The following is a 24,687-nucleotide window of genomic DNA, read 5'->3' on the forward strand; positions in this document are numbered from 1 at the left end:
CCATAACCATGACGGCCGTACGAACCCAACAGGACAGTTGCGACACAGAACCTAAGAGCGGCGCGCGCTCGATATTCTCGGCGAGCGAGATCTCTTCGGCGAGGATCGCGCCATCACGCTCGCGCACGACACAGGGCACCGGTGTAGTCTTGGCGAGGCGCTTCTGCTTCACCAGCATCTCGAGCGCGCGGAAGCGGCGGCCGCCGGCCGGCACCTCGAACATGCCGGTCTCGTTGCCCTTGGCATCGATGACCGGGAAGACGCTGATGCTCTGGATCAGGCCGCGACGGGCGATCGAAGCCGCCAGGTCCTCGATCGAGATACCGGCCTTGACGCGGCGGACGTTGGACTGGCTGAGCACCAGCTTGTTGAAGGGGATGTCGCGCGAGGACGACAGGGTGATCTTCTGAATGGCAGTAGCCATCGGGATTTACTCCGCGACGGGCGGCCGGGAGCCTCTCTCTCGACCTCCAACCCGTCACGAAGCGAAGCGCCGCCCTCTCACTCTTGGAGGGCAGCGCCTACCGAAGATGTGGATACAGAAAGGGACAGAAGCCCTACAATAATCAAGAAAATCGAATCAATGCCATTTGTTGCCTGGGAGAAATCCATTGAGCTTATTAGGATATGCTGAAGACTTACAAAAATTATCTGAGGCATTTAAGCAGGTGCACCACCCTCAACTCAAAAAAATAATGGATGAGGCGGTGCGTCTTCGAGAATCCTGGAGTGGTTCCAACATGGGTTATCATGCCTATGTCTATTATTCTAATTTGTCGTCTCGGCCACCAGGAGCGCAGTTTAGTCCGGAATGGGGGCTAATGGACATGAGTTTTACCAGCATGGGATCTGTTGGCGATTGGCAGGAATACCCAAGTGGGGCCGTGAAGGAGGAGATCGAGCGGCGAGCAGGTAATCCGGATATTACACTAGCCATCCGTGATAGCGCGGCAATACGTGAAAAAATTGAAGATATCCGTGATGAAATTATTTCAGAATTGACGGTCGCTTTGGATGAAGAAAGTGACGAGTTTCTCCGAAGGCTAAAAGATGAGGCGGAGAAAATATCTCTGCCAACCGCAGATGTTTTAGGTCGCGCCATGCTACCAAGCGGTCAAGTTTGGTCGCGCGACAGTAATGCGATTAGCGGCGGCCTGCACCTCGCACCTCACCAAGAAGTCATTGCAAAAATTGCGGCCCTACAAATTCCTGCCGATGAATGTGGCGAGCTAAGTAAAATTGCTAGAAAGGCGGGTTCTCATTTGGGTCGCCGCAGTAAGAAAAATCGTAGAGAAGAGCGGATAGGAACCAATGTATTCATTGGCCACGGCCGATCTCCTTTGTGGCGAGAGTTGAAAGATTTCGTGGTGGGTCGACTGGGGCTGCCGTATGAGGAATTCAACCGCGTTCCCGTGGCTGGCGTCACAAATATCGCGCGCCTGTCAGAGATGCTGGACGGCGCGGCGTGTGCCTTGGTCGTACTTACCGCTGAAGATGAAATGAAAGACGGGTCCGAGCGTGCCCGGATGAATGTCATTCATGAGGTAGGGCTTTTTCAGGGTCGTCTCGGCTTCACCAAAGCCATAGTCCTGTTGGAGGAGGGATGTGCGGAGTTCTCGAACATTCAGGGGCTTGGTCAGATCAGATTTCCTCGCAACAATATAGCCGCAGCTTTTGAAGAGGTGCGAGCGGTTCTGGAGCGAGAGGGTGTCTCCACCGCGTAGGCCTGTTTTTGACATATTGGATCAACCAGATAGCAAGCCGGAAACACGGACATCTGCATTTCCGGCTTTGAGTAATTCAGGCGGCCCGATCGAGCAGCTTCTTCGCTTTGCCCTCCATATCGAGGCGGGCATCCTGATGCGGCTTGTCACGCGCGACGGCGGTAATGCCCTGCACGAAATCGAAGATGCTTTCGGGTGGGCGACCTTCCTCGGCCATCACCGTGTCGATGATCTTGCCGGTCTCGACCTTGGAGAAACCGCGACGGCGCAGGAAATCGGTGCGGTCCTCGTCGGTCTTGGCGACAATCCGTTCTCGGGCGGCCCTGATGCCGTTGACGAAGGGCATGGGCGACGAGTTCGAGAAGTTCAGGAGCGCCGGCGCCGCCTCATGGGAGAAGCGGTTGGCGGCATATTTGCTGTGGCGGATGGTGATTTCTTCGAAATCCTCAACGCCCCACAAATTGCGATTTTGGCAAACGGCACGCAGATAGAAGCTTGCCATGCCAAGGGTCTTGGCGCCGACTTCCGAGTTCCAGCAGTAGAAGCCGCGGAAGAACAGATCGGGCGATCCGTCCGGCAGGCGGCCGGCTTCGATCGGATTCAGATCGTCGACGAGAAAGAGAAAGACGTCGCGATCCGAAGCGTAGAGCGTCGTAGTATCTTTGGTGATGTCGACGCGCGGATTGTAGACGCCGGTTGACCAGTCCAGCACACCGGGCACCTTCCAACGTGTGTCGCCTGTGCCGTTGCCAGCGATGTGCTGTACCGCCTCGACCAGTTCGTGATCGAAGATGCGGCCATAGTCCGGGCCGGTGACAGCGCGCAGCTCGACGCGCCCATCGTCGGTTTCGAACGTTTTGATCTGCTCGGCCCGGTTGGAGCTCAGGCCATATTGCAGATTGATGCCGGCAAGCGCGGCGGGGAGCTGCCGCAAATAGGCGGCGGGCGCGCCGACCAGGCTGGCGAGCTGACCGAAAGACCAGTGCGTCGGCGAGACGGGTGCGTCGGCGGCGGGGAACATGAGCGCCAGCCGTTCCGGATCGTTGCGATTGGCCTCGACATGGATCAGTGCGCTTTCCATCACGCGTGTCCGGCTGCGATCAGCGCGGTCGCGGACCGATCGCGCCAACTCGGACAGCGACAGGTAGCGCTCGTCGGCCGGGCGCGAGAACCATTCGGACGAGACGCGGCCGATCCGCTCGCCACGGCTGACATCCACCTTGTAACCGCCGCTCGTGTCACGGCGCGCATCGAGTGCTTGCACGTTCATGGTACCAATCTCCACGACGGGCGCGGGGAGCCTCTCTCCCAGCTATTCACCCGTCACGGAAACCGGTCCGCTCTCTCACTCTGGGGCGTTGCGGGGATCGCCCCGCTCGAAGGGGTCGGCCGAGACCCAAGGCTCGGACGCAGGGGAAGGCCTTCCCCACCTTCTGGTCACAAATATCGAACCGAAACACTCGCGCTGCCGGGGCACTGGCTAGAAATCTTGATAAATAGCTTAATTTGTCATATATGACCGTTTGTTTGCAGCATTCCATCAAATATGGACGATTGATATGGGGTCTCCCAAGGCGAAACCAGCGCTGGAACGGCTGGGCCAGGATATACGCAACGCGCGTCTGCGGCGTGGCATCGCCGTGGCGGATCTCGCCGTGCGTGCGGGAACCTCGCCAAGTTCCATCGCCCGCCTTGAACGGGGCGATCCGGGCGTTGCGATCGGAACGCTTGCCGACGTTCTCGTTGTACTCGGCCTTCTGGAGCGGCTCGCTGACCTGGTCGATATCCGCAAGGACGATCTGGGGCTGGCGCTGGCAGCGGAGCACGGACCGCGCAGGGGCCGCTCCTTCGCGGCAAGGCTGAAAAAGCAGAAGGCTCAGACGGAGGAGACGCAGAATCGGCAGGACGTTGTGGACCCTGACGGGGCCTCCTTCTGATGGCCGATTTCGTCGCCCATGTTGCGCTTGGCGAAGCCCGGGCATCGGTGGGCCAGTTGCGTTTCACCCATGCCGGGCCACGGCAATTCTCGACCTTCACTTATAGTCCCGAATGGATGGAAAACCCGCGCGCCTTCGCCATACAGCCTGACTTTCTTCTGGAGGCCGGCCCATTCCACACTTCGGGGCAGCCCGGCAACATGCGCGACGCCTTGGCGGGCGTTTTCGCCGATGCGGCGCCGGACAGTTGGGGGCGCAGGCTGCTCGAACGCGCCTATGGCAATGGTCTCAACGAATTCGAGTATCTGACGCTTTCCGACGATGCCTGCCGTCAAGGCGCGTTGCGCTTTCTGGATGACAAGGGCGAAGTCATTCGCGGCAAGGCGGCTGACGCCGTTCCCCGTCTGGTCGATCTTGAAACCATCACGGCGATCGCGCGCGCCTATGAGCAAGGCAAGGAAATCTCGCCCGAGGAGATGCAGGCGCTGGCCGGGGCGGGCGGCTCCGGCGGCGCTCGCCCAAAAGCCAATGTCAGGGACGGCGACGCGCTGTGGCTGGCGAAGTTCACCTCCGTCCACGATCAGCAGCCGATCGAGCGCGTCGAGGTCGCAACCCTCCGCCTGGCGGCAGCCTGCGGTATCCGCACCCCCGAGGCACGGCTGGAACTGGCGGACACGCCGTTTCCAGTTGCGCTGATCCAGCGGTTCGACCGGCGTGGGGCTGCACGGATTCCCTACATCTCCGCGCGCACTGCGCTCGGCAAGACAGGGGCGGAGCTGGGTTCCTATACCGAGATCGTCGATTTCATGCGGGCTTATTCACCCGATCCTTCCGACGATTTCCGTGAACTCTACCGGCGCCTGATCTTCACGATCCTCGTGTCCAACAAGGATGACCACCTGAAGAACCACGGCTTCCTCTATGTGGGGGCGGGTCAGTGGCGCTTGTCGCCAGTATTCGACGTGAACCCGGCCCCGGATCGCAACCCGCATCTCGAGACGGCGATCCTTGAGGGTGGCGCCCACGATCGGGAGATCATCCTCGCAATGGAAGCCTGCGAATTTTTTGAGATTCCCGAGACCGAGGCACGGGAGATCATCCGAACCATCGCGCAGCGCATTTCGGACGGATGGCGGGAAGCCTTCAGACGGGTTGACGTTTCTGGCGCGCTGGCACGGGAATATGAGGCTGCTTTCGTCGACGACCAGATGGAAACAGCACGCGGCATATAAGTCATATCTGACAAACAATCATTGATTATTCATCAGATATGACTTTTCGGAAATGGCCAATCGCCTTTTGAACCAGGCTGCGCCGCTTCAATTATTTTATGTGGCGCACCTGAGACCATAAAGCGGGGCACCGTACTCAAAGTTTCAAAACGTGTGCGTTGATATCGCAATGGTCTATAGGGCGACGGTCGGCTTTCTTTCTGGCGATCTCCGTCGAAAGCATGTCGTCGATCCGCACGCTTGTCGCTTTTCAAAGTGGTGCTCCCACACCAGCGCCTGCATTCGAGGACGGCGGGTATTTGCACCGGAAAGTTTTCCGGTGATGTCACAGCCAAAAATTGGTCAGTCCAGGCTCGGCCGGCGCAGGTGTGACAGCTTCCGCGTCGGTGCAACGGCTTCACTATAATAGCGACCTAGCCTCTTATACGCGTCCTCATTGATCAGAACCCATTTGCCCATTCCCTGCGTCCGATGGACATGATGCGCCATGGCTGGCTTTCGAGCTTTCGCCAGGCATCGCAGCAGTGAGCGACAATGTCGTCGTATGATTTGAAGATACGGTTCGACAGCCAGTTCTCGCGCATGAAGTGCCAAAGGTTCTCAACCGGGTTGAGCTCAGGCGACTTCGGCGGCAGGGGCAGGATCGAGATGTTGCCGGGAACGACGAGATTGTTGGACATGTGCCAACCCGCTTGACCCATGATGAGGACGGCATGCGCGTCATCGGCCACACGCCGGGAGATTTCTGCCAGATGCTGGGTCATGGCATGGGTATCACACCAGGGCATCACGAGAGCGGCTGCCTTGCCGAGTTTGGGGCAGATGGCACCGAAGATATAGGCAGAGCGGGTTCGCTGGTCATGCGGGGCGGATGGCCTTGAGCCTCGCCTTGCCCATCGGCGTGCAATCTTGTTCTTCTGACCGATCCGGGCCTCGTCCTGATACCAAATTTCTATGCGTTTTCCTTGAGCGGCCCCGTCTGCGATTTCTGCCACTGCGGCGGGAAAGTTTTTTTAAAGTCCTCAATGGCTTGAGGGTCCTGCGCATAATGCTTCGGGCGGGCAGCCAGCTTGCGGTAACCCATGGCGCGCACTTCCCGGCTGAGCGTCTGTTCGCTCACCGAGACACGAAACTCCTCCCACAGCCACTGGGCCAGATCGCACAGACGCCAGCGCACGACACCATCGAGATAGGGTGTCGGCCCACGCTCGATCACCAGCGCCAAGGCCGCTCGCTGAGCATCGTTCAGCAGTGATTTTGGGCCAGGAGCCTTGCCATCGATCAGTCCTTCAGGACCACGCTCGTCGAAACGCAGGACCCAGTCGCGGACGATCTGAAGCGTGACGTTGCCCAGGCGTGCAGCATCCGATCGCGAGCCCCCATCGTAGATCAGGGCAAGCGCCAATAGTCGACGAGCCTGGGCCGAATGCTTGCTCTGGCGCGCCAGACGCCGAAGACCTTCTGCGTCAAAATCCATCCGCAATGAAATCGCTGCTGCCATGGGAAATCTCCAGTTTGCACCAGAGATTCTGATTCATCGCATTTTGGGAAGCCCAAGAGTCGAATTCAGCGAGGAAGCGTATTATGCCGATAATCTCGATGGTGGATGGGCGCTCTCAAACGGCTCGCTTGAGAGCGCTCTCTAGAAAAAAGAATTCGAGAGCGCCTCTAACTAGATTGACTCTTGCTGCAGATTTATCTAGTTAGAGGTATGCTCGAACTCAGAGATATTTCGAATATATATTCCGGCTTGGCCACCCAGGAGGGCGGGGACGGGACTGCGCGGTTTTTGCGGCTTTCCGACCTGTCTGACTTGAAAACTGGACGCGCCCCTAAGCTTGCGACTGGCGAACCGCCGGCTGTGGCCAGGGCATTGCCAATTGAGGAAGGTGATCTGATCGTCGCTGCACGAGGGACGGCGACCGACGTTTGTCAGGCCGGGCAGTCGTGGCTCGGCGCATTCATATCGCTGGATCTCTATTTGGTTCGCCCAGATCCGACGAAGGTCGATTCAGGTTTTCTAGCGGCCTTTCTCGATCTTCCCGAAACCCAGGCGCTGCTCTCCAGCAATAAGCAAGGCACCGGGCTTGCTCGACTCCCCAAGGAAGCTCTCGACAAGCTTGTCGTTCCTCTTCCTCCGATGCCCAAGCAGAGATTGATTGCCGAACTGGCGCGGTCGTTTCACGACGAAGCCGCTCTTCTGCAACGCCTCGCCAACCTCAATTCCCTTCTTGGTCGTGAGGCCCTTGCGCGCGCCTTCCGCGCGGCCACCGCGATCAAAAATTCATAGGAGACGTCATGCCCACCCTTCAGCAAGAAGACATTCTTTCGGCCGTTTGGCGCGCCTGCGACACCTTCCGCGGTGCTGTCGATGCCACGCAGTACAAGGACTATGTGCTCACCGCGCTCTTCCTCAAGTACATCAGCGATGTGCGCCGCAAGCACGTTGAAGAGTTCCGCCGCGAATTCGGCGGCGATGAACTCCGCATCCAGCGCCGCCTGGATCGTGAGCGCTTCAAGCTGCCAACCGTAGAGCTGAAGAACAGCAAGACCAACGCGGTGGAGGAGAGCTTTCTCGGCGATTTCTACAGCCTCCATGAACGTCGTGGGCGCGATAACATTGGCGAGTTGATCAACATCGTCCTGGATGCCATCGAAAAGGCCAACGAAGGCAAACTCGGCGGCCTCTTCCGCGCGATCGACTTCAACTCCGAAACGAACCTGGGACAGACCAAGGACCGCAATCGGCGGCTGAAGATGTTGCTGGAGGATTTCGCCAAACCGGGTCTCGACCTGTCCGAGACGTCCGAAGATATCCTCGGCGATGCCTACATCTTCCTGATCGAGCGTTTCGCGTCGGACGCCGGCAAGAAAGCGGGCGAGTTCTTCACGCCGCGCAAGGTGTCGGAGGTTGTCGCCAAGCTCGCCAATCCGAAGTCCGGTGAGCGAGTTTGCGATCCGGCCTGTGGCTCGGCATCGTTGTTGCTACGCGCCGGCGAGGAAGTGCCCGACGGTAATTTCCAGCTTTTCGGCCAAGAATCGAATGGCAGCACACGCTCGCTCGCCCGGCTGAACATGCTTCTGCATGCCCAGGACAGCGCACGTATCGACTGGTGTGACACGCTCAACTCGCCGACGCTGATTGAAAGCGATCACCTGATGCGGTTCGACGTGGTGGTCGCCAATCCGCCATTCAGTCTCGACAAGTGGTGGGGCAACACGGATTCGGAAGGGAACGCGCTTGCCGACCCCTATAAGCGCTTCACCCCGCACATGCCGCCGAAGAGTCGCGGCGATTACGCCTTCATCCTGCACATGCTGGCGATCGCAAGGCCGTCTGTCGGGCGTGTTGTCGTGGTTGCGCCGCACGGTGTTCTCTTCCGCTCCGGGGCCGAGGGCAAGATCCGCGAGAAGCTGATCCGGGACAATCTCCTTGATGCCGTGATCGGACTGCCGGCGCAGCTCTTCCCGACCACCGGCATTCCCGTCTGCATCATGGTGTTCGACAAATCCCGCGAGACGGATGGGCTGCGCTCGCACGAGCGTGACATTCTCTTCATCGACGCCAGCCGCGATTTCGAGCCGGGCAAGAAACAGAACCGGCTGACCGACGACAACGTGAAAGCGATCGTCGAGACCTATCGCAGCCGTGCGGAGATCGAGCGTTACTCGCACAAGGCGACGTTCGAGGAAGTCGAGGCCAACGGCTTCAATCTCAACATCCCGCGTTACGTCGATACCTTCGAACCTGAGCCCGAAGTCGATCTCCAGGCGGTGCAGGACGAAATCCGTGACCTCGAAGGCCAGCTGGCCGAGACGCGCAAGAAGATGAACGCCTACCTGAAGGAGCTCGGCATCAATGTCTGACACTCCTTCGCGCGCGGCCTCCCGGCGCGGGCGCACCTTGAAGCTCTATTTGGTCGACGGCTCGCCGTCCGGCGTCATTACGGCCGAACTCGGCATCTCCTCGGTGCGCGCCGCCGTCGCTTCTCGCACGGCTCTGCCTGATTTGATCCGGCGGGAAGAGGCTGCCCGCACCGGCATCTATCTCCTCGTCGGGCCGGACCCCGATCTGCCGGGGCGGCAGCTTGTCTATGTCGGCGAGGGCGACCAGGTGAAGACGCGCCTGGCCGCGCATGACGGCGACGAAACGAAGGAGTTCTTTACGCGAACGGTATTGGTTGTCTCCAAGGACGAGAACCTGACCAAGGCCCATGGTCGCTATTTGGAAAGCCGGATCATCGCCGCCATCCGCAATGCGGGCCGCGCCAAACTGGTCAACGGCACCGAGCCGCCGTTCAAGGGGCTACCGGAGCCGGAAATCGCCGACATGGAACGGGTGCTCGACGAGATCGAGATCTTGCTGCCCGTGCTTGGGTTCGATGTGCTGCGGCCAGCAGGACAGGAAGCTGGAGCGCCGAGCCGAGTTGATGAAATTGCTGGTATAGTCGCGCCTGCCACCTCCGGCACCGATGCGCTGTTCACGTTTACCGAGGCGGGAACGGACGCCAGAGCGCGCGAAGCCAGCGACGAGTTCGTCGTACTCGCCGGGTCTCGCGCCAAGCGCCAGGAGGTTCCGAGCTGTGGCGAGGGGCTGAAGCGTCGGCGCGCGCAGCTTATTGCTGATGGTGTTTTGGTGGCCGATGGTGACGGGATGTTCCTGCGCTTTACGGCCGACACCGCCTTCGACTCGCCCTCCGGCGCGGCCGGCACTGTCTATGGCGGCAATGTCAGCGGCAACCGCTATTGGAAACACGCCACCACCGGCCAGACCTATGGCGACTGGCGCAAGCGCCGGATCGGTGAAGGGGGTGAAGCATGAGCGATAGGATCGTTTCCCGGTGGGCCAACGCAAAGCTTACCGATGTGGCGCAGGTATGGTTTAGTGGCGTCGATAAGAAGTCATCTCCTGATGAAGAATCTATTCGTCTTTGCAATTATGTTGATGTATTTCGCAATCGCGAAATTCGAATGCAAATAGATTTCATGAAAGCGACTGCAACAAAAGACGAAATAAAACGAAATAGACTTTTGGAAGGGGACGTCGTTTTTACAAAAGACTCCGAAACCTCCAGTGATATTGCACAATGTGCTTTTGTTGCAGAGAGCTCAAACGACTTGGTGTGCGGATATCATCTCGCGATAGCCAGGCCGGATAGCACGCGATTGCTCGGCAGCTACCTTGCTTTTCTCATGAGGTTTCCGAGAGTCAGGCAACAGCTTGTTCGCTCAGCGAATGGAGTAGTTAGGTACGGCCTGACTATGGATGCAATATCTGATTTTACAATTGCATTGCCATCTGTTGATGAGCAGCGCCGTATAGTAAATATTTTGAACACCTGGGATAAAGCTATTGAAAATATAGATAGATTAATCCTTCTTCGAAAGAAGAATCTGACATCCACGTCAACCAAAATTCTGTGGGAGGATCGCGACGATTGGCGACCTTTGTCGGACTATATTGAGCCGTCTAGAGATAGGGTTGGTAATAATCGTTCACTCGAAGTGTATTCTGTGACGCGCGATGGCCTCAAGCCACAACTTGAGCAATTCAACAAGCGAATTGCAAATGAGGATATCGCCCGGCATATGCTGCTCAAGCCGAACGAATTTGCTCTTAGTGGCTTGAATTTCTGGCTTGGCTCAGTGGCAGTAAGCCATTTGAAGCACGATGTATGCATTTCTCCAGACTACAAAGTCTTTCGATTTAAGCCAACTGCTTCCGCGGAGTACTTTAGGCACCTTGTTCGCACCGCGGGTTTTCGAGAGATTTTAAGTTCATGCTCTACTGAGCGAGCCAGCGTTGTAAGAAAGAATTTCAATCGTGAGCTTTTTCTTGAAAGCGAAGTCCCTGTGCCGCCGCTAGCTGAGCAGGAAAAGCGCGCGACCATCCTGAACGCTGTCGCATTCGAACTTCGCAAAACCGAAGCTTATCGGGCTCTGCTAGAGAATCAAAAACGCGGCCTGATGCAAAAACTGCTGACGGGTGAGTGGCGCCTAGACGAGCGCTTCGATGCTGAAGCCTTGAGCCCGCGCCCGCTGAATGTCGGAGGGCGCTCATGAAGTTCGAGGTCTATTGCGACGAAGCCCAATCCGATCTTTTCACGTCGGCCAAGCCCCGCGCCCGCTATCTGATGATCGGCAGCCTTTGGCTGCCGGCGGAGCTGCGCGAGGATGCCAAGGAGAAGATCGGGCGCCTGCGCGAACGCCACGGCGTATGGGGTGAGGCGAAGTGGACCAAGATCTCGCCGGCCAAAGCCGATTTCTATCACGAGCTTGTCGATCTGTTCATGAGCTACGGCATGGACATGCGCTTCCGCTGCATCGCCGTGGATCGAACCCAGGTGAATCTGGCGCTCCATGATGGCGATGGCGAGCTTGGCTTCTACAAGTTCTATTACCAGCTCCTGCATCACTGGATTCTCGACTTCAACGAATACCGCATCTTCTGCGACCTGAAGAGCAACCGCGATCGCACCCGGCTTCGTGTGCTGAAGCGCTGCCTCGACTATGCCAACAAATCAGCGACCATTGCCGATGTTCAGTCCCTGCCATCGCCGGAAGTAGCGCTTCTCCAGCTCTGCGACGTTTTGCTCGGCGCCGCCAGCAGCCGCCTGAATGAGACGCTAACGGCGGGATCTGCGAAGGAAAGCCTCGTCAAGCTCCTGGAAGCGCGCCTTGATCTGCGCGGCGTGCTGTCTCCGACCGGGGCCGGTGAAAAGAAGTTCAATATCTTCAAGATCAATCTCGGCGGGGGTTGGTAATGCCTCCGCTGCTCATTCTTGCCACCGATGCCGATTATCGGCAGCATTTTGAAACAACCTGTTGTGGGGCCGTCATCACGACCCATGACGGTATCCGTGTCTATTTCAAGAAGAAGGATTTCGATCATGCCTTCTTCGAAAGCCCGCTTCGCAACGGCGTGAAAGCCAAAGAGCTTTCGCAGGCCCGCGCACAGCGGATGGACTGGATCGCCGCCACGCTCGCCGATCCAACGGCTGTTCGTTTTCAAGGATGGGACAAGAAGAAGGGCTGTCATGACGCGACGCGCTGCGTCAGTGTCGTCTTCGGCGATTTCGTCGTTGTTATCCGCCTGAGCAAGAAGGCCGACGGCACGCTGAAGGCCAACTTCGTGACGTGCTACGAGGCAGACAACAGCATTGGCAAAATACGGCAGTCACCTTTGTGGAACAAGGAGGATTGCCTGAATGCGCTTTGAAAAAGATTTGCGGGCGCTGATTTGCTACGCTGGCTCAGCGCCCGAAGCCTCGATAGGTTCAAAGCCGATGGGCAGTGAACTCGTAGTGTTCATATGCACTCTAATCGCCAAAAGTCAACATTTTGTTGAATGGGTCGGTCCGATTTTCGCGGCACGTTTTCCGCGCTCTACGCCTGATGGCGTTGAAAACAAAAGGACAAATCACATTCCCTATCTTGAGGCTGGAGGGCGATAAAATTGACCAGATCGCCTGAGTTCACCACGTCAGAGGCGGGTAGCGCCCAGCTTCAGGCGCTGCACACGCTGATCAATTGCGGCTGGCGCTATGTGACGCGAGCCGAGGCCGATCAATGGCGGGACAGGCGACGTACGCTGCCCTTCCTCGAAACCCAGCTCCGGGATGATCTGGCGCGGATCAACCGCATTCATGTCGACGGGCGTGCCTATCCGTTCTCAGAAGCGAATATCGATGCTGCGGTTCGCCGGCTCGCCGAGCGCATCCCCGAGGGCGTCGTGCGCGCCAACGAGCGGATGACCGACGATCTGTTGCTTGGGATCGCTTTGCCGCAATCCATCGGCGCGACGTCACGCGAATGGCCATTCAAGTTCATCGACTGGACCGACTGGCGAGCCAACACCTTCCAGGTAACGAGCGAGTATACCGTCAGCGAAGCAGGCGGGCCGACCATCCGGATAGATCTCGTCCTTTTCGTGAATGGCATTCCTTTAGGGATGATCGAGGTCAAGGCATCACACGTTTCAGCCGATCAGGGCGTCAGCCAGCAAATTCGCAATCAGAAAGCGAGCGAAGGCGTGCCGGCGCTTTTCTATTCCGCTCAGTTGCTGCTGTCGGCCAACAGCTACGATCCTCGCTACGGCACCGTCGGAACGCCGCGCAAGCTTTGGAGCGTGTGGAAGGAACGCGAAGACCCGTCCGGCTTCGCGGTGGACGTGGTCAATCGGCCGCTCGATACTGTCCAGGGTAAACGTGTGGCCCTCGATTTCGCCCCCCATATGGAGCGTCATGACGGCCTGATGGAAGAGCACCGGTTCGTCACGCCTTTGGATGAGACAATTGTCGGTCTCTGCCGGCCGGAGCGCTTCATGCGGCTGGTGCGCCGCTATATGCTGTTCGACGGTCCTCACAAGAAGGTTGCGCGCTATCAGCAGGTGGCGACCATCGAGACCTTGATGAAGCGCATCGAAGAGCGTGACGCTGCGGGCCGGCGCCAGGGAGGCGTGGTCTGGCACACGCAAGGGTCAGGCAAAAGCCTGACGATGGTGATGCTGGCGAAGTCCATCGCGATGGCACACGCGACGGCGCGCATCGTCATCGTCACGGATCGTACCGATCTCGACGACCAGATCACCAAGACGTTCCGTGCCACCGGCCAGGAGCCGAAGCGTGCCGCCACGGGCGAGAACCTGCTGTCTCTGATCGAAGACAAGACCCCGGTGGTCACAACGCTCATTCACAAATTTCGCGCGGGGCTCAACAAGCGGCGGATCGTCGATACGTCATCCGACATTTTTGTACTGGTCGATGAGAGCCATCGTAGCCAGTACGGCAATCTCGACAGCTTGCACGCCCGCATGCGCGAGGTGCTGCCCAATGCCTGCTTCATCGCCTTCACAGGCACGCCGATCGCCAAGAAGGAGAAGAGCACGTTCGCAAAATTTGGCGAGCTGGTTCAGCCTGCCTATTCGATGCGAGATGCCGTCGATGACAAGGCCGTCGTCCCGCTTCTCTATGAAGGGCGGGAAGTCGTCACCGATGTCGATGACGCCCAGATCGACCGTTGGTTCGAGGTCCACACGCGCGGTCTTTCCGACGACCAACGCGCCGATCTGAAGCGCAAGATGAGCCGCGCCCGTGAGATCGAAGGCGTGGATTCCAGGCTTCAGTCGATCGCCTTCGACGTCGGTCAGCATTTCTCCGCCAACTTCAAGGGGACGGGACTAAAGGGACAGCTTGCGGCACCCACGAAGCGAGCCGCCATCCAGCTCAAGAAGCTCCTCGACGAGTTTGGCGTTGTCACCACGGAAGTCGTGATCTCCGCGCCGGAAATGCGCGAGAGCGAAGACGAGGTCGATGAAGCTGATGACGATCTCGTGCGCACCTTCTGGCGCAAGATGATGGAGCGGCATGGGGGCGAGGAAGCCTATAACAGAACCATCGTCGAGCAATTCAAAGGCCCCGGCGACCCAGATATCATCATTGTTGTCGATAAGCTCCTGACGGGCTTCGACGCGCCGCGCAACACGGTGCTCTATGTGGCCCGCCGGCTGCGGGAGCATGGACTTTTGCAGGCCATCGCCCGCGTCAATCGGGTATTCGACGAAGACGGCGCGCCGGATAAGCCCTTTGGCTTCATCATCGACTACACCGGCGTCCTTAAAGACCTCGGAGATGCGCTTGCAAGCTACGATGCCTTGCAAGGCTTCAGCCCGGAGGACATCGCCAGGAGTGTCGTGGCTATCCGGGAAGAGGCGAACAAGGTGCCGGGAGCACACGCCGCTTTGCTCGACGTGTTCAAATCCGTTTCGAACACTTTTGATGCGGAAGCCTATGCGCGTCTTCTGGCGGATGAGGAGATCAGAGCCACTTTCTATGAGCGTCTATCGGCGTTTTCGCGGGCTTTCACGGTGGCGCTTGCCTCTCCGGCCTTTATTGAGACGACGAAGCCGGAACTGCTGAAGCGCTGGAAGGATGATCTCGGGCGGTTCGTCTCCCTTCGTGCCGCAGTCACGCTTCGTTACGCCGAGCGCGTTGATTGGCGTGACTACGAGAAGCGCATTCGTCAATTGCTGGATCGCCACGTCATTGCACGCGACGTCGTAACGTTGGTCGAGCCGTTGAATATATTCGACGACATCGCGATTGAAGAGCGACGGGAGGAAAAAACCGAAAGCGATGCATCTGTGGCGGATACGATCGCCCACCAATTGACCCGTTCGATTGAAGAAAAGTGGGATGAAGATCCAATCTTCTTCGAGAAGTTCTCAAAACTTGTGCGCGACACAATCGCAGACTTCCACAAAGGGCGGATCAGCGACCTGACCTATCTCTCCAAGATCAAGGCGTTGCGGGACAACGTGCTTACGCGGCAGGACGAAGCCGATCCGACACCAGCCTGCCTTCGGGATGACAGCCATGCCCAGACGTTCTGGGGATTGACCAAGCGCAACCTGGATAAAGTCGGCATGAATGATCCAGACTTGGCTGCCGACATTGCTCTACAGATCAGTCACATCATCCAGCGTCGGCGCAAGGTCGGCTGGCAATATGACCGCGATGTGGAGAACGCCATTCGAAACGATATCGACGATTTCTTTTTCGAGGAGCTGCGGGGAGAACGGAGCGTTCTGATCGACCCCAGTGTTCTTGATGGTATCGTCGACGATGTTCTGGCTTCGGCACGCGTGCGGCTGGCTCAATGAGGATGGCCATGGCCTTGCCGACAGCTGAGCAAATCGAGATATGTTGGGGAGAGCGCAGGGTCACTGCGGAGTTGACCCGCACGGTGAGGCGGGCACTGCGCATCGATGTTCGCCCGACGGGCGAGGTGACTGTCTTTGCCCCGGTTGGTGAGCGCATTGAAGAGATTCGAACCAGGGCGCACCGGAAAGGCGCTTGGATATTCGCTCAGATCGATACCATTGCCCAAAGACCCAAGGTTACGCCGGAACGTCGGTACATTTCGGGTGAGACCCATCTTCTGCTTGGTCGGCAGTATCGGCTTTCGGTCGAGGAATCAGACGACCCTCATGTGCGGATCGATGGCGGCCGTCTGGTGATAGCGGCCAGAACCCCGGACGACCCACCACATTGCAGGCGTCTCCTTCAGGCGTTTTATCGTCTGAGAGCCCGTGAGGTGTTCCGGCAACGGTTCGACATCGTTTTGGAGCCGTTTGTTCGTAGAGGATTGAGGCGACCTTCACTCGTCATTCGTCCGATGGCGAAGAGATGGGGCAGCTATACGCCAAGTGGACGTGTCGTACTAAATATTGACTTGGTGAGAGCGAGCCCACGGCTGATCGATTACGTGATCTGTCATGAGCTGGCGCATGCGTTCTACCCCGATCATGGTGATGGATGGCGCGAGTTGCTCAAAACGGTGATGCCGGATTGGGAGGAGCGAAAAGAAGTGCTGGAGGCAACGCTTCGATAGCTGGCTGCGCGAGCACTGTCTTCACTCTGCCAGTAAATTGGCAATGTATACCCATCTCGCTCCGAGAGCACTGCACACTGCGCCCTCAGGTTCCTCCTGTTGACTAGATAATTCGGAGTTATAGTCCTCGGGATCTTGCGGGGGATAAAATGGCTAGTATCGATAGAAGCTTCCGCAAGGTGGTTTGGCGACGTTTATTGAGGGGGGAGAGATGATCGCAGGTTCCGGACAGCTGCCGTGGCAGCACATAACGATACGTGTGCCTTGGCATGATGGTGGCTGGAATGGGCGTGTTTGCACTGCCCCGTCAGCGAACACCTCATGTCTGGTCCTTGGACGCATCGCGTCGGCAAAACGCGACAATCAGGATGCTGTAGCGGGAAAGCTGTTCGATGAGCTCGCGCCGTCGGAGCTACCGCCATGTGTCGATGAGCGCGTCAGCTTCATGTGCGATCACGACCTCGTTCTGACCAAGCAGCACCCCTACAAACTTTCGAGCCCTATGACGCACGGCCATTTCGGCGAGACGAAGCTGCGGATCGAAGCCTATTCCGCAGCATGCATCCCCTTCGGATGGATGTTGAAAACAAACGTCGAGGGCGACGAGAGCGAGTGTGAGCTCGGCAAGGCAACAGCATTGCGGCTAGCCTACGATCCCGAGCGCGAGCCGGACCTGTCGTTTGAAACGGGCTGGGTTCAGGACAAGACGAACCAGCTCATCATGCTGGACACGTTCTTCGGTGCCCTCCAGCCAAAGACGTCACTCTGTTTTTTCTATGCGAAGAAGACGCCGCTCTCGGAAAGCGCAAACCGCGTCATCGTCGGCGTCGCGAGGGTGAACGGCGTCGGAGGGCATACTGAATACGCCTACGAATCGGCCGGTGACCTCAAGGGCGTTCTCTGGGAGCGATGCGTCAGGCACTCCCTTCGGCCCGGGGGCGACGACGGCTTTCTGATGCCATATTACGACGTGTTAGCCGCTGCACTGGCCGACGTGAGCGTGCCCATCGAAGATTGCGTGGCCTTCGCGCCGGAAGACCAGTTCGACGCGTTCTCCTACGGTTCAGAGCATCTCAGTCACGATGGCGCGATAGCGTCGCTGCTTTCCTGCGCCGCGGCTTTGCGAGCTACCGCGAAGATTGTCGAAACTGACGTTTCCGGCTCGCTCGCGTGGATCGACCGTGAGATTGCTCGCCTCTGGAAGGCGCGAGGCGTTCACCCGGGACTCGGAAGTGCTCTGAGCGCTTTCGGGCTGGAGCATGGATCGCTGCTCGCGCATGAGATCGCGCGTGTCGGAAGCCGCGAAGGCGAGGTGTTCGACGCCTTCGCCTTCATCGACGGCATCGTGAAGAAACCATCGACATTTCCGCAGGCCGAGAAGCTCGGCTTCGGCTCGACTTACCGCGAAAAATGGAAGAGCCTCGCATCGCCACGCCGCCAATTGCTCGATCTTGTCGCTCGTTGCAGCCTGACCGCTGACCAGGCGCTGCGAGCCTACCAGCCTAGTCAGCGAGGCGTCTTCACTGAGGCGACCAGCGACGGGGACCTCTTGGCCAATCCGTACCTGCTCTACGAGCGGGATGAGTCAGCGGCTCAACGGATTGCCTTTGGTGTCGTCGATCGTGGCGTATTCCCGGCGGAGGTCATTCGCGAGGTTGCACCGCTGCCAGCTCAATCGATGATGACCGACGGGATCGACAAGCGTCGTGTCCGCGCGCTAATCACCGACATGTTGGAGCATGCCGTTCAGAACGAGGGGCACACGCTTCTTCCTCGGAGCTGGATTGTGAGTCGAGCAATCGAAGCGCCCCTAGATCCTCGCTGCGTGGTCGACGAGGACGTTATCGACATGGTCGCGGACTACCTCGCCCTCACCTTGGAGAGAGCGCGAACCTCAGATGACGAACTCGCGCTGAAGCTCAGGCGGTATGGCACCTCGCGGACCGTAATCACAAACGCGGTCCGGAAACGCGTCGGTGGCAAGCGCCACTCGATCGTCCACAAATGGCGCGCGCTCGTCGATGCAGTGCTGCCTCCGATAGGAACTGGGCCGGAGGCGGAGGTCGAGGAACTGGCACGAAGGGAAAAATCGGGAGCGCTCGAGCAGCTCGCATGTGGACGTTTCTCCGTCCTCATCGGTCCGGCAGGATCGGGCAAGACCACGCTTCTGAAAGTGTTGTGCGACCTTCCAGAGATAAGCTCGGGCGGGATTCTTCTTTTGGCCCCGACCGGCAAAGCGCGCGTCCGCTTGGAGGAAGCGACGGAACGTCTTGGGGAGGGTCAGACACTAGCTCAATTTCTCCAACGCTATGAGCGGTACGACGGCGCGAGTGGGCGCTACTTCCGGAATCCCGAAGCGCCGCGCGAGAAGGGATATCGGTCGGTCATCGTCGACGAATGTTCGATGCTCACCGAGGATCAGCTTTCGGCGCTGATCGATGCGATCGAGGGCGTTGATCGTTTGATCCTGGTTGGCGATCCTCGCCAGCTCCCGCCCATAGGCGCTGGCAGGCCGTTCGTGGACATCTGTCGGAAGCTCGCGCCCTCTGAGGAAACTCCTCAGTTTCCGAAGGTCGCGCCAGGTTACGCCGAACTCACGATCATCGGTCGCCAGCGGGGAACAGACCGGGGCGACGTACTGCTGGCCCGGCAGTTCAGCGGCGAGCCGTTGGATGCCGGCGCGGACGAGGTGTGGGAGGCGCTGAGGTCCGGCACGCTGTCGCACGTGCGAGCTGCGCATTGGGCCCTCCCGAGCGACCTGGAGTCGCGACTTACGAACGAGATTGTCCGAAGTCTGGCGCTTGCCGACCACTTCGATCAGCGCGGGTTCGAACTGAGCATCGGCGGAAGCGAATGGGAAGGGCACGTTCTTTTCTGGGCACGACGCGCCGGTGAGACCGAGGGCGGCGCTGCGGAGGCAGCTCACGACTGGCAAATCTTGTCGCCTGTGCGGTCGGGGCCCCCCGGTGTGGAAGCGATCAACCTCGCGATCCAGCGCCGGTTTCGAGACAAGGTGCGAGATCGCGCGCTGACCCCATATGCGAAATACCCAAAGCCCGCCGGGCCTCAAGGCGTTTTGTGGGGCGACAAGGTGATCAATGTCCGCAACAATGGCCGACGTCGCACCTATCCGCGCCAGGAACGAGCCTACGTCGCGAACGGCGACATCGGCATCGTCGTCGGCGGCTACAAGACCGGGAAGATGAAGTTTCGCCCGCGAGACCTCGAAGTCGAATTCGCGAGTCAGCCCGGTGTGAAATTTACCTACTATGCGGGCGAGTTCTCTGGCGAAGAGGGCACGCCGGAGCTCGAACTGGCGTATGCCCTCACGGTCCACAAGACCCAGGGAAGTCAGTTCGAGCGAACGTTTATTGTGCTGCCGCGCAATTGTCGGCCCTTGTCGCGAGAGCTGCTCTACACCGCGATCACGCGACATCAGCAAGAACTCATTCTTCTCCACGAAGATGACATCGGCGCCCTGCGGCGGTACTCAGACCCGTCTGCCTCGGAGATCGCGCGGCGAATGACGGACCTCTTCGAGGCGCCTGGGCCCGTTGAAGTGAAGACCGTCTCGGGCCCACGCTTTCTCGACAAGCATCTTCTGCATCGGACGAGCCGCGGCGAGTTCGTGCGGTCCAAATCGGAATTGGCCATCGCAGAGAAATTGAACGGGATGGGCATCGGCTACGTCTACGAACAGCCCCTGCAACTCGATGGGAAGACGCGCTGGCCTGATTTCACGATCGTCGATGAGGACTCGGGGGTCACCTATTATTGGGAGCATCTGGGCATGCTGTCGGACCCGCAATACGCGGCACGATGGCAGATCAAGCGCACGGCGTACCTGGCAGCAGGCATCCGGCCGATCGATGAACAGGCAGGGGGAGATGTCCTGATCGAGACCATGGAAACGGCGGGATCGGGCCTGGACATGGTCGAGGTTAACCGGCTTGCCCGCTTGATCGTGGGCTGAGCGTTGCGCGATCGTCTCTGGTCTTGCCGCCCTGTTTCGTAGTGAGTGCAGCGGCAGCCCTCTTCCTGATCAAACAATCTGAGTGAGAGTTCGTCACCTACGCGACTGGCTTTCGTCGAGACATTTGTCCTCCTGTTGGATAGGAGGAGGGCTGTTACAGTGGGGCGTCTACGCTCGTGCTTCGACTCTACGATTTGTTGTGACGGTGTTTTTGGGGAACGTTTGCTATACTTAAAGCTCTTCCCGGGAAACTGTCTTCACCCTCTCAACCTCCGTCGCGCTTGATCCAAGCCCACCATCCCGGCAATCCAGGATCGAGGTGGGTGTATTGATTTCGCCGATTTTGGCGGTACTTTATCGGGAGCAACAGATTGGAGGTCTGAGGTCTACGCCTCACCGCGAAACTGTCGATAGATACCGATCGTTCACAGAATTTTTTCCGCGCTATAATTGCCAAAAAAACCCGCAAAATCAAAAGGATAGGTTTTTGACGGCCTATGCCTCGGCATTGGCGGCCAAAGAAAATATTTTCTACAATAAAATCAATCTCTTATCGTAGAAAAAATATTAGAGTGGGAATGAGCGCGAACGGCGGCAAGAGTGTTGCACCCTTGCTGCCGCTCGCTTCGTCTTTTGCGGGGTCCCGTCAGCCGACGATCCGGTAGGCCAGGACCGGCAGATCGTCCATCTGCAGCGTTTCCGCCTTCACAGGAACCGGGCCGCGCTCGAACAGGGACTGGAGCGCCTGTGGGGTCGGATCGACGCCGAGGACGATTGCCTGGACGATCGGTCCCTCCTTCAGGCGGATATGGCCATAGACATAAGGGGCAATCTTCTCGAACCGCGGATGGCAGGCCGGCGATATATTGTGCGACGCCAGCAGCAGCGTGGCGTCGCCGCTCAGTTCGACCGGTGTTACGTCCCAACTGCCGCAATGTTCGCAGCAGCCAGTCGGCGGGAAGGTGCAGCCGCCGCAGTCTTTGCAGGTGATCGCCTGAAAGACGCCCTTGGAGAGCCCTTCGTAATAGGAGCGGATAGCGCTCGGTTGTACGGCAGTGTTCGGCATGTCAAATACTCCCGAGAACGACGACGGTACCGATCATGGCATAGCCGTGCGTGTGGATGACGGAGATTTCCGGCGTCTTTCTGATTTGGCGTTGCCCGGCCTGGCCGCGCATCTGCAAGACCGCCTCGTAGGTGTCGGTTCCGGCGCTGGCGCCCCAGGCATGGCCGAAGGCGTGGCGGCCGCCATGGGTCGACATCGGCCGGTCGCCGTCAAAGCGCAGCCGACCGTCGCGCGCGGCGTCGAGCCCCTTGCCGGGTTCGAGGTAGCCGGTCGCCTCGGCGGTGCAGATGCCGGAGATGTGCGAGCAGTCGTGGGTGTGCAGATAGTCGATATCGGTAGGCTTGATGTCGGCCATATCGAAAGCGGTATCGATCGCGCGACGGTCAAACTCCCAATAGGTCGGGTCGTCGCCATACCACGGCAGGTCGCTGTAGCTTATGCCGAAGCCTTTGAACTCGACAGGCTGCGACTTGCCGCCCTTGGCAAGATCGGCGCGGGTGATGACCATGGCCGACGCACCGTCGGCGGTCGTCACCAGGCTGAGCAACCGCGATGGCCAGGCCACGAAGGGATTGTGTTCGTCTGACCGCCAGTAGTCGAACGGATCGGAGAAGCCTTCCCTCTTGGCGCGGTCTTCGAGTTTTTCCTGGATATTGGCCTTGGGGTTCATCGAACCGTGCAGACGCCGCGTCTTGCATAGCTCGAACATGCCGCGATCGAAGTCCTCGATCGACATGCCGTATTTGCGGCAATAGCCGAGCGCGACCAGACCGTTATAGGTCGAAAAGATGTCGTAGCCCTGCGGCACGCCATAGGCCTGGTTGACCGCCATGTCGGTCCACAGCCAGGTCTGCTGGTGCGAGATTGGTTCGCGCTCGTAGGGGCTGAAGCCTTTCACCTTGGTGCGCGTGGTCTCCAGCCCGTAGACCAGTACGGTATCGTAGGTTCCGGCCGCGATCGACATCGCGGCGAGCGCCGCGCCGACATTGGTGGTCGAACACTGCGCCTCGAAATGGACGCCGGCCTTGAACTGGGTGCCGGTCCATTTCGACAGCTGCGAATAGGTGCCAGGCACCTGCGAACTATGCACCATCGCATTGCCGGCGAATACCGCGTCGACATCCTGGCCGGTCAGCCCGGCATCGTCGAGCGCTTCCTTGACCGCGCGCGCCGTCAATTCCTGAATTGTGGTGCCCTTGAGTTCGGGCGTCTCCAGCAGATCGCCGAAGCGCGAACACCCGACGCCTAATATCGCGATTCGTTCCCGTAATTTTCCCGTCATGAGCTAACTCCTTTGGTGCCTCGCCGATCGCTTCCGCACGGCAATGAGCCCGACTTCCACGAAATCTGATCTGGCCTTCCTCCCGAACCAGCCCGATGACGTGGGACAACGTTAGTCAACAGCAACTGAACAGCTCATTCATTGACGAGGATCAACGTGAGGCCAGCTTTCGCACGAGCTTCGATGCATTGACCGCGAAAGCCGGTGAACTTGCACAGTGGGACTAGGTCGACGAGGCGCTATCAAACTGGTTGCGCAAGGCGATCGTGGTGACGCGCGGCTACAAGGGCGTCATCGCGCCAATGGTGGCCGCGATTGCCGACGAAAATTCCGCCCTGCATTCTTCATGCGTCGATTTGCGCCAGGCGGGACGGACCTTTTGAAGCGGGCGCAGGCCAGAGGGCTTGCGCGACGGGATATGGATGACAACGATCTCTTTTCACTTATCAGCGCTCTGACGTGGCTTGCCGACCAGCCTCTGCTCGTCCCGCGGGTGGATCATCTGTTCGACATCATCTCGGATGCCATTCTCTTGAGGCGGGCCGGCGGGTTCCGGAAAACGATTGCGCCTGAGCTGCGAAAGATTTGCTCGGCATCCAGTCAATCTTTACTGTAGTTCAAGAATATCACGTTGTGTTACAGGCCGGATTGAAACGTCGCTATACACAACGTGACCTGCGGGAATACGGTACGTGTTTTCGCGGGGAATGTGTATTGGAATGAAGAGCAGACGTAAACTTGCCTGCCGGACGCGGTCCGCCACGGGTTTTCTTTCATCTTTCGGCGGCGGTTGCATCATCATCCTGATGGTTCTGTCGGGTCTTGCCGGATGCCAGGCCGACAACACGTATCCGGCGCCGCAGGAACCGGGCAGCGCGGACGCCTTTCGCCGTCGCCTGGTGGCGCAATTCGGCGGATTGTACAGCGACCCCGAGGTTTCGCGGGAACTGGCTGAAATCGGCAAAGGACTGTCGGCGGTTGTCGGCGGAAGTCCGGTGACCATCCTCGTGCTGAACTCGTCCATAGCTGATGCCTATATCGCGCCGGGCGGATATATCTATCTGACGCGGGGGCTACTCGCGCTGACCGACGACGACAGCGAGATTGCGGCCGTCGTCGCGCACGAGATGGCCCATATCCTGTCTCGTCATGCGGAAGCCCGCGCCCGCCTGGGGCGGCAGGCGGCAGTCTCCAGCGCGGAAATCGCCGCGGCCCTGCCGGACAGTGATCGCGTGCGCGCGCTTCTCGCCAAAGCCAGCGCGCAGGTTAGCGCCCTGTCGCGGCAACAGGAACTGGAAGCCGACGCGATGGCCATCCAATTGCTGGCCGAGGCCGAATACGATCCCACGGCTCTGGTGCGTTTTCTGAAAACCATGCAAGTCATGGATGCACCGCCTGGCGCAAGGCGTTCTTACAACACTTCCCATCCCCTGCCGTCAGACCGTATCGAACGGGCCGAGGCGCTGGCGGCCAGCCATCAGCCTGAGGTTGCGGAAAGAAAAGGCGGAATGACGGGTTCCGGTATCATTGACGATGACCAGAACGTAAGTCAACGCTAAGTTTACATTGCGTTTTAAAAGGAAGGGCGACCGTCCGAATGGACGCCGCAGCCCGTGACGCTTGCGCAGCGATATCTATCGACCGATTGTTCTTCCGCCCACAACCTGAGAGGGAATTATAAAAAGTTAAAGATTGTGGAAAATGGGATTATGCAACCAGGAAATGCGCATTCCCTTTACGGTTTCAAACTCGTCCTGATTGTCATATTTCTGCATGACTAGTTTCAATCATCTGATTGAATTTAAAGTCAGAATCGGTTGTACTTCAGGCTATATCAGCTTTCCGGAGCTTAAGATCGTGCGATTATATATGTAAAAACATAACTTTAAAAAATTACGGAAATTCATTTCCGGTTCAGAAAAAATGACTTACACGGCTTGCAGACGACGCAAGTATGCGCTACTGACCTCCGTTAAAGTGGTAGTTAACAATCCACTACACGGGTCCCCAACATAGCGAAGCAGTGCGCCGAAGAGCAAGCGTAGTTGCACCATGAGAGTGTGGTAGCGCTATCATTCGACG

The 24,687-nt window shown here is 58.5% G+C and carries 20 protein-coding genes; 15 read left to right on the plus strand and 5 right to left on the minus strand.

Translation table 11 applies throughout. The annotated features are described in order from the left end of the window. On the minus strand, positions 1-424 hold a 424-nt coding region (locus tag V6766_RS23845; protein ID WP_448470747.1), incomplete at its 3' end, for a ParB/Srx family N-terminal domain-containing protein. Between the two features lie 187 nt (positions 425-611). Here V6766_RS23845 and V6766_RS23850 point away from each other — a divergent pair. After that, on the plus strand, positions 612-1,724 hold the full coding sequence (locus tag V6766_RS23850) for a TIR domain-containing protein (protein ID WP_448470748.1): 1,113 nt from the start codon (positions 612-614) through the stop codon (positions 1,722-1,724). 76 nt (positions 1,725-1,800) lie between these two features. On the opposite strand, the gene V6766_RS23855 is transcribed toward V6766_RS23850, so the two are convergent. After that, a complete protein-coding gene (locus V6766_RS23855) occupies positions 1,801-2,994 on the minus strand; it encodes a DUF932 domain-containing protein (protein WP_448470749.1) in 1,194 nt (397 codons plus the stop codon). 289 nt (positions 2,995-3,283) lie between these two features. Between V6766_RS23855 and V6766_RS23860 the strand changes: the two genes are divergently transcribed. Both V6766_RS23860 and V6766_RS23865 read left to right on the plus strand, forming a co-directional pair. After that, positions 3,284-3,661: a helix-turn-helix domain-containing protein gene (locus V6766_RS23860; protein ID WP_448470750.1), complete on the plus strand. Its 378-nt coding sequence runs from the start codon at positions 3,284-3,286 to the stop codon at positions 3,659-3,661. Then, on the plus strand, positions 3,661-4,893 hold the full coding sequence (locus tag V6766_RS23865; RefSeq protein WP_448470751.1) for a type II toxin-antitoxin system HipA family toxin: 1,233 nt from the start codon (positions 3,661-3,663) through the stop codon (positions 4,891-4,893). Before V6766_RS23860 ends, V6766_RS23865 begins: the two co-directional genes overlap by 1 nt. Positions 4,894-5,333: 440 nt before the next feature. On the opposite strand, the gene V6766_RS23870 is transcribed toward V6766_RS23865, so the two are convergent. Then, positions 5,334-6,394 (minus strand): IS630 family transposase gene (locus tag V6766_RS23870; protein ID WP_448470752.1). Its coding sequence is split into 2 segments (ribosomal slippage): positions 5,334-5,888 and positions 5,891-6,394, totalling 1,059 coding nucleotides; the frame shifts between segments, so codons are not numbered across the junction. Between the two features lie 210 nt (positions 6,395-6,604). Here V6766_RS23870 and V6766_RS23875 point away from each other — a divergent pair. From V6766_RS23875 to V6766_RS23920, 10 genes are all read left to right on the plus strand, one after another. Then, on the plus strand, positions 6,605-7,183 hold the full coding sequence (locus tag V6766_RS23875) for a restriction endonuclease subunit S (RefSeq protein WP_448470753.1): 579 nt from the start codon (positions 6,605-6,607) through the stop codon (positions 7,181-7,183). A gap of 8 nt (positions 7,184-7,191) precedes the next feature. Continuing rightward, positions 7,192-8,760: a type I restriction-modification system subunit M gene (locus V6766_RS23880; protein WP_448470754.1), complete on the plus strand. Its 1,569-nt coding sequence runs from the start codon at positions 7,192-7,194 to the stop codon at positions 8,758-8,760. Then, on the plus strand, positions 8,753-9,715 hold the full coding sequence (locus V6766_RS23885) for a DUF4357 domain-containing protein (RefSeq protein ID WP_448470755.1): 963 nt from the start codon (positions 8,753-8,755) through the stop codon (positions 9,713-9,715). The genes V6766_RS23880 and V6766_RS23885 overlap by 8 nt, the downstream gene beginning before the upstream one ends. After that, entirely contained in the window at positions 9,712-10,956 is a 1,245-nt protein-coding gene (locus tag V6766_RS23890) for a restriction endonuclease subunit S (protein ID WP_448470756.1), read from the plus strand. The genes V6766_RS23885 and V6766_RS23890 overlap by 4 nt, the downstream gene beginning before the upstream one ends. Continuing rightward, a complete protein-coding gene (locus tag V6766_RS23895; protein WP_448470757.1) occupies positions 10,953-11,657 on the plus strand; it encodes a DUF3800 domain-containing protein in 705 nt (234 codons plus the stop codon). Before V6766_RS23890 ends, V6766_RS23895 begins: the two co-directional genes overlap by 4 nt. Then, positions 11,657-12,112: a hypothetical protein gene (locus V6766_RS23900; RefSeq protein ID WP_448470758.1), complete on the plus strand. Its 456-nt coding sequence runs from the start codon at positions 11,657-11,659 to the stop codon at positions 12,110-12,112. The genes V6766_RS23895 and V6766_RS23900 overlap by 1 nt, the downstream gene beginning before the upstream one ends. Further along, positions 12,102-12,347, plus strand: coding sequence for a hypothetical protein (locus V6766_RS23905; RefSeq protein WP_448470759.1), 246 nt, complete (start codon positions 12,102-12,104; stop codon positions 12,345-12,347). Before V6766_RS23900 ends, V6766_RS23905 begins: the two co-directional genes overlap by 11 nt. Positions 12,348-12,349: 2 nt before the next feature. Continuing rightward, positions 12,350-15,553: a type I restriction endonuclease subunit R gene (locus V6766_RS23910; protein WP_448470760.1), complete on the plus strand. Its 3,204-nt coding sequence runs from the start codon at positions 12,350-12,352 to the stop codon at positions 15,551-15,553. Between the two features lie 8 nt (positions 15,554-15,561). Next, a complete protein-coding gene (locus V6766_RS23915) occupies positions 15,562-16,284 on the plus strand; it encodes a M48 family metallopeptidase (RefSeq protein ID WP_448470761.1) in 723 nt (240 codons plus the stop codon). 211 nt (positions 16,285-16,495) lie between these two features. Further along, a complete protein-coding gene (locus V6766_RS23920; protein WP_448470762.1) occupies positions 16,496-20,257 on the plus strand; it encodes an AAA family ATPase in 3,762 nt (1,253 codons plus the stop codon). Positions 20,258-20,903: 646 nt separating this feature from the next. Here V6766_RS23920 and V6766_RS23925 read toward each other — a convergent pair. Beyond that, positions 20,904-21,323, minus strand: coding sequence for a Zn-ribbon domain-containing OB-fold protein (locus V6766_RS23925; protein ID WP_448470763.1), 420 nt, complete (start codon positions 21,321-21,323; stop codon positions 20,904-20,906). 1 nt (position 21,324) lies between these two features. Then, complete coding sequence (locus V6766_RS23930) at positions 21,325-22,605, minus strand: thiolase family protein (RefSeq protein WP_448470764.1); 1,281 nt, start codon at positions 22,603-22,605, stop codon at positions 21,325-21,327. Between the two features lie 251 nt (positions 22,606-22,856). Between V6766_RS23930 and V6766_RS23935 the strand changes: the two genes are divergently transcribed. Together V6766_RS23935 and V6766_RS23940 are read left to right on the plus strand one after the other, a co-directional pair. Then, entirely contained in the window at positions 22,857-22,988 is a 132-nt protein-coding gene (locus V6766_RS23935) for a hypothetical protein (RefSeq protein WP_448470765.1), read from the plus strand. 336 nt (positions 22,989-23,324) lie between these two features. Beyond that, positions 23,325-24,164 carry a M48 family metalloprotease gene (locus V6766_RS23940; protein WP_448470766.1) on the plus strand — a complete coding sequence of 280 codons (840 nt, stop codon included), beginning with the start codon at positions 23,325-23,327 and terminating at the stop codon, positions 24,162-24,164. Positions 24,165-24,687: the final 523 nt, after the last annotated feature.

The sequence above is a fragment of the Martelella sp. AMO21009 genome (assembly GCF_053484295.1).

Coding starts and splice junctions, on each gene's coding strand:
- V6766_RS23855 (WP_448470749.1), bottom strand. CDS start 2,994: ATGAACGTGCAAGCACTCGATGCGCGCCGTGACACGAGCGGCGGTTAC.
- V6766_RS23860 (WP_448470750.1), top strand. CDS start 3,284: ATGGGGTCTCCCAAGGCGAAACCAGCGCTGGAACGGCTGGGCCAGGAT.
- V6766_RS23865 (WP_448470751.1), top strand. CDS start 3,661: ATGGCCGATTTCGTCGCCCATGTTGCGCTTGGCGAAGCCCGGGCATCG.
- V6766_RS23875 (WP_448470753.1), top strand. CDS start 6,605: ATGCTCGAACTCAGAGATATTTCGAATATATATTCCGGCTTGGCCACC.
- V6766_RS23880 (WP_448470754.1), top strand. CDS start 7,192: ATGCCCACCCTTCAGCAAGAAGACATTCTTTCGGCCGTTTGGCGCGCC.
- V6766_RS23885 (WP_448470755.1), top strand. CDS start 8,753: ATGTCTGACACTCCTTCGCGCGCGGCCTCCCGGCGCGGGCGCACCTTG.
- V6766_RS23890 (WP_448470756.1), top strand. CDS start 9,712: ATGAGCGATAGGATCGTTTCCCGGTGGGCCAACGCAAAGCTTACCGAT.
- V6766_RS23895 (WP_448470757.1), top strand. CDS start 10,953: ATGAAGTTCGAGGTCTATTGCGACGAAGCCCAATCCGATCTTTTCACG.
- V6766_RS23900 (WP_448470758.1), top strand. CDS start 11,657: ATGCCTCCGCTGCTCATTCTTGCCACCGATGCCGATTATCGGCAGCAT.
- V6766_RS23905 (WP_448470759.1), top strand. CDS start 12,102: ATGCGCTTTGAAAAAGATTTGCGGGCGCTGATTTGCTACGCTGGCTCA.
- V6766_RS23915 (WP_448470761.1), top strand. CDS start 15,562: ATGGCCTTGCCGACAGCTGAGCAAATCGAGATATGTTGGGGAGAGCGC.
- V6766_RS23920 (WP_448470762.1), top strand. CDS start 16,496: ATGATCGCAGGTTCCGGACAGCTGCCGTGGCAGCACATAACGATACGT.
- V6766_RS23925 (WP_448470763.1), bottom strand. CDS start 21,323: ATGCCGAACACTGCCGTACAACCGAGCGCTATCCGCTCCTATTACGAA.
- V6766_RS23930 (WP_448470764.1), bottom strand. CDS start 22,605: ATGACGGGAAAATTACGGGAACGAATCGCGATATTAGGCGTCGGGTGT.
- V6766_RS23940 (WP_448470766.1), top strand. CDS start 23,325: ATGAAGAGCAGACGTAAACTTGCCTGCCGGACGCGGTCCGCCACGGGT.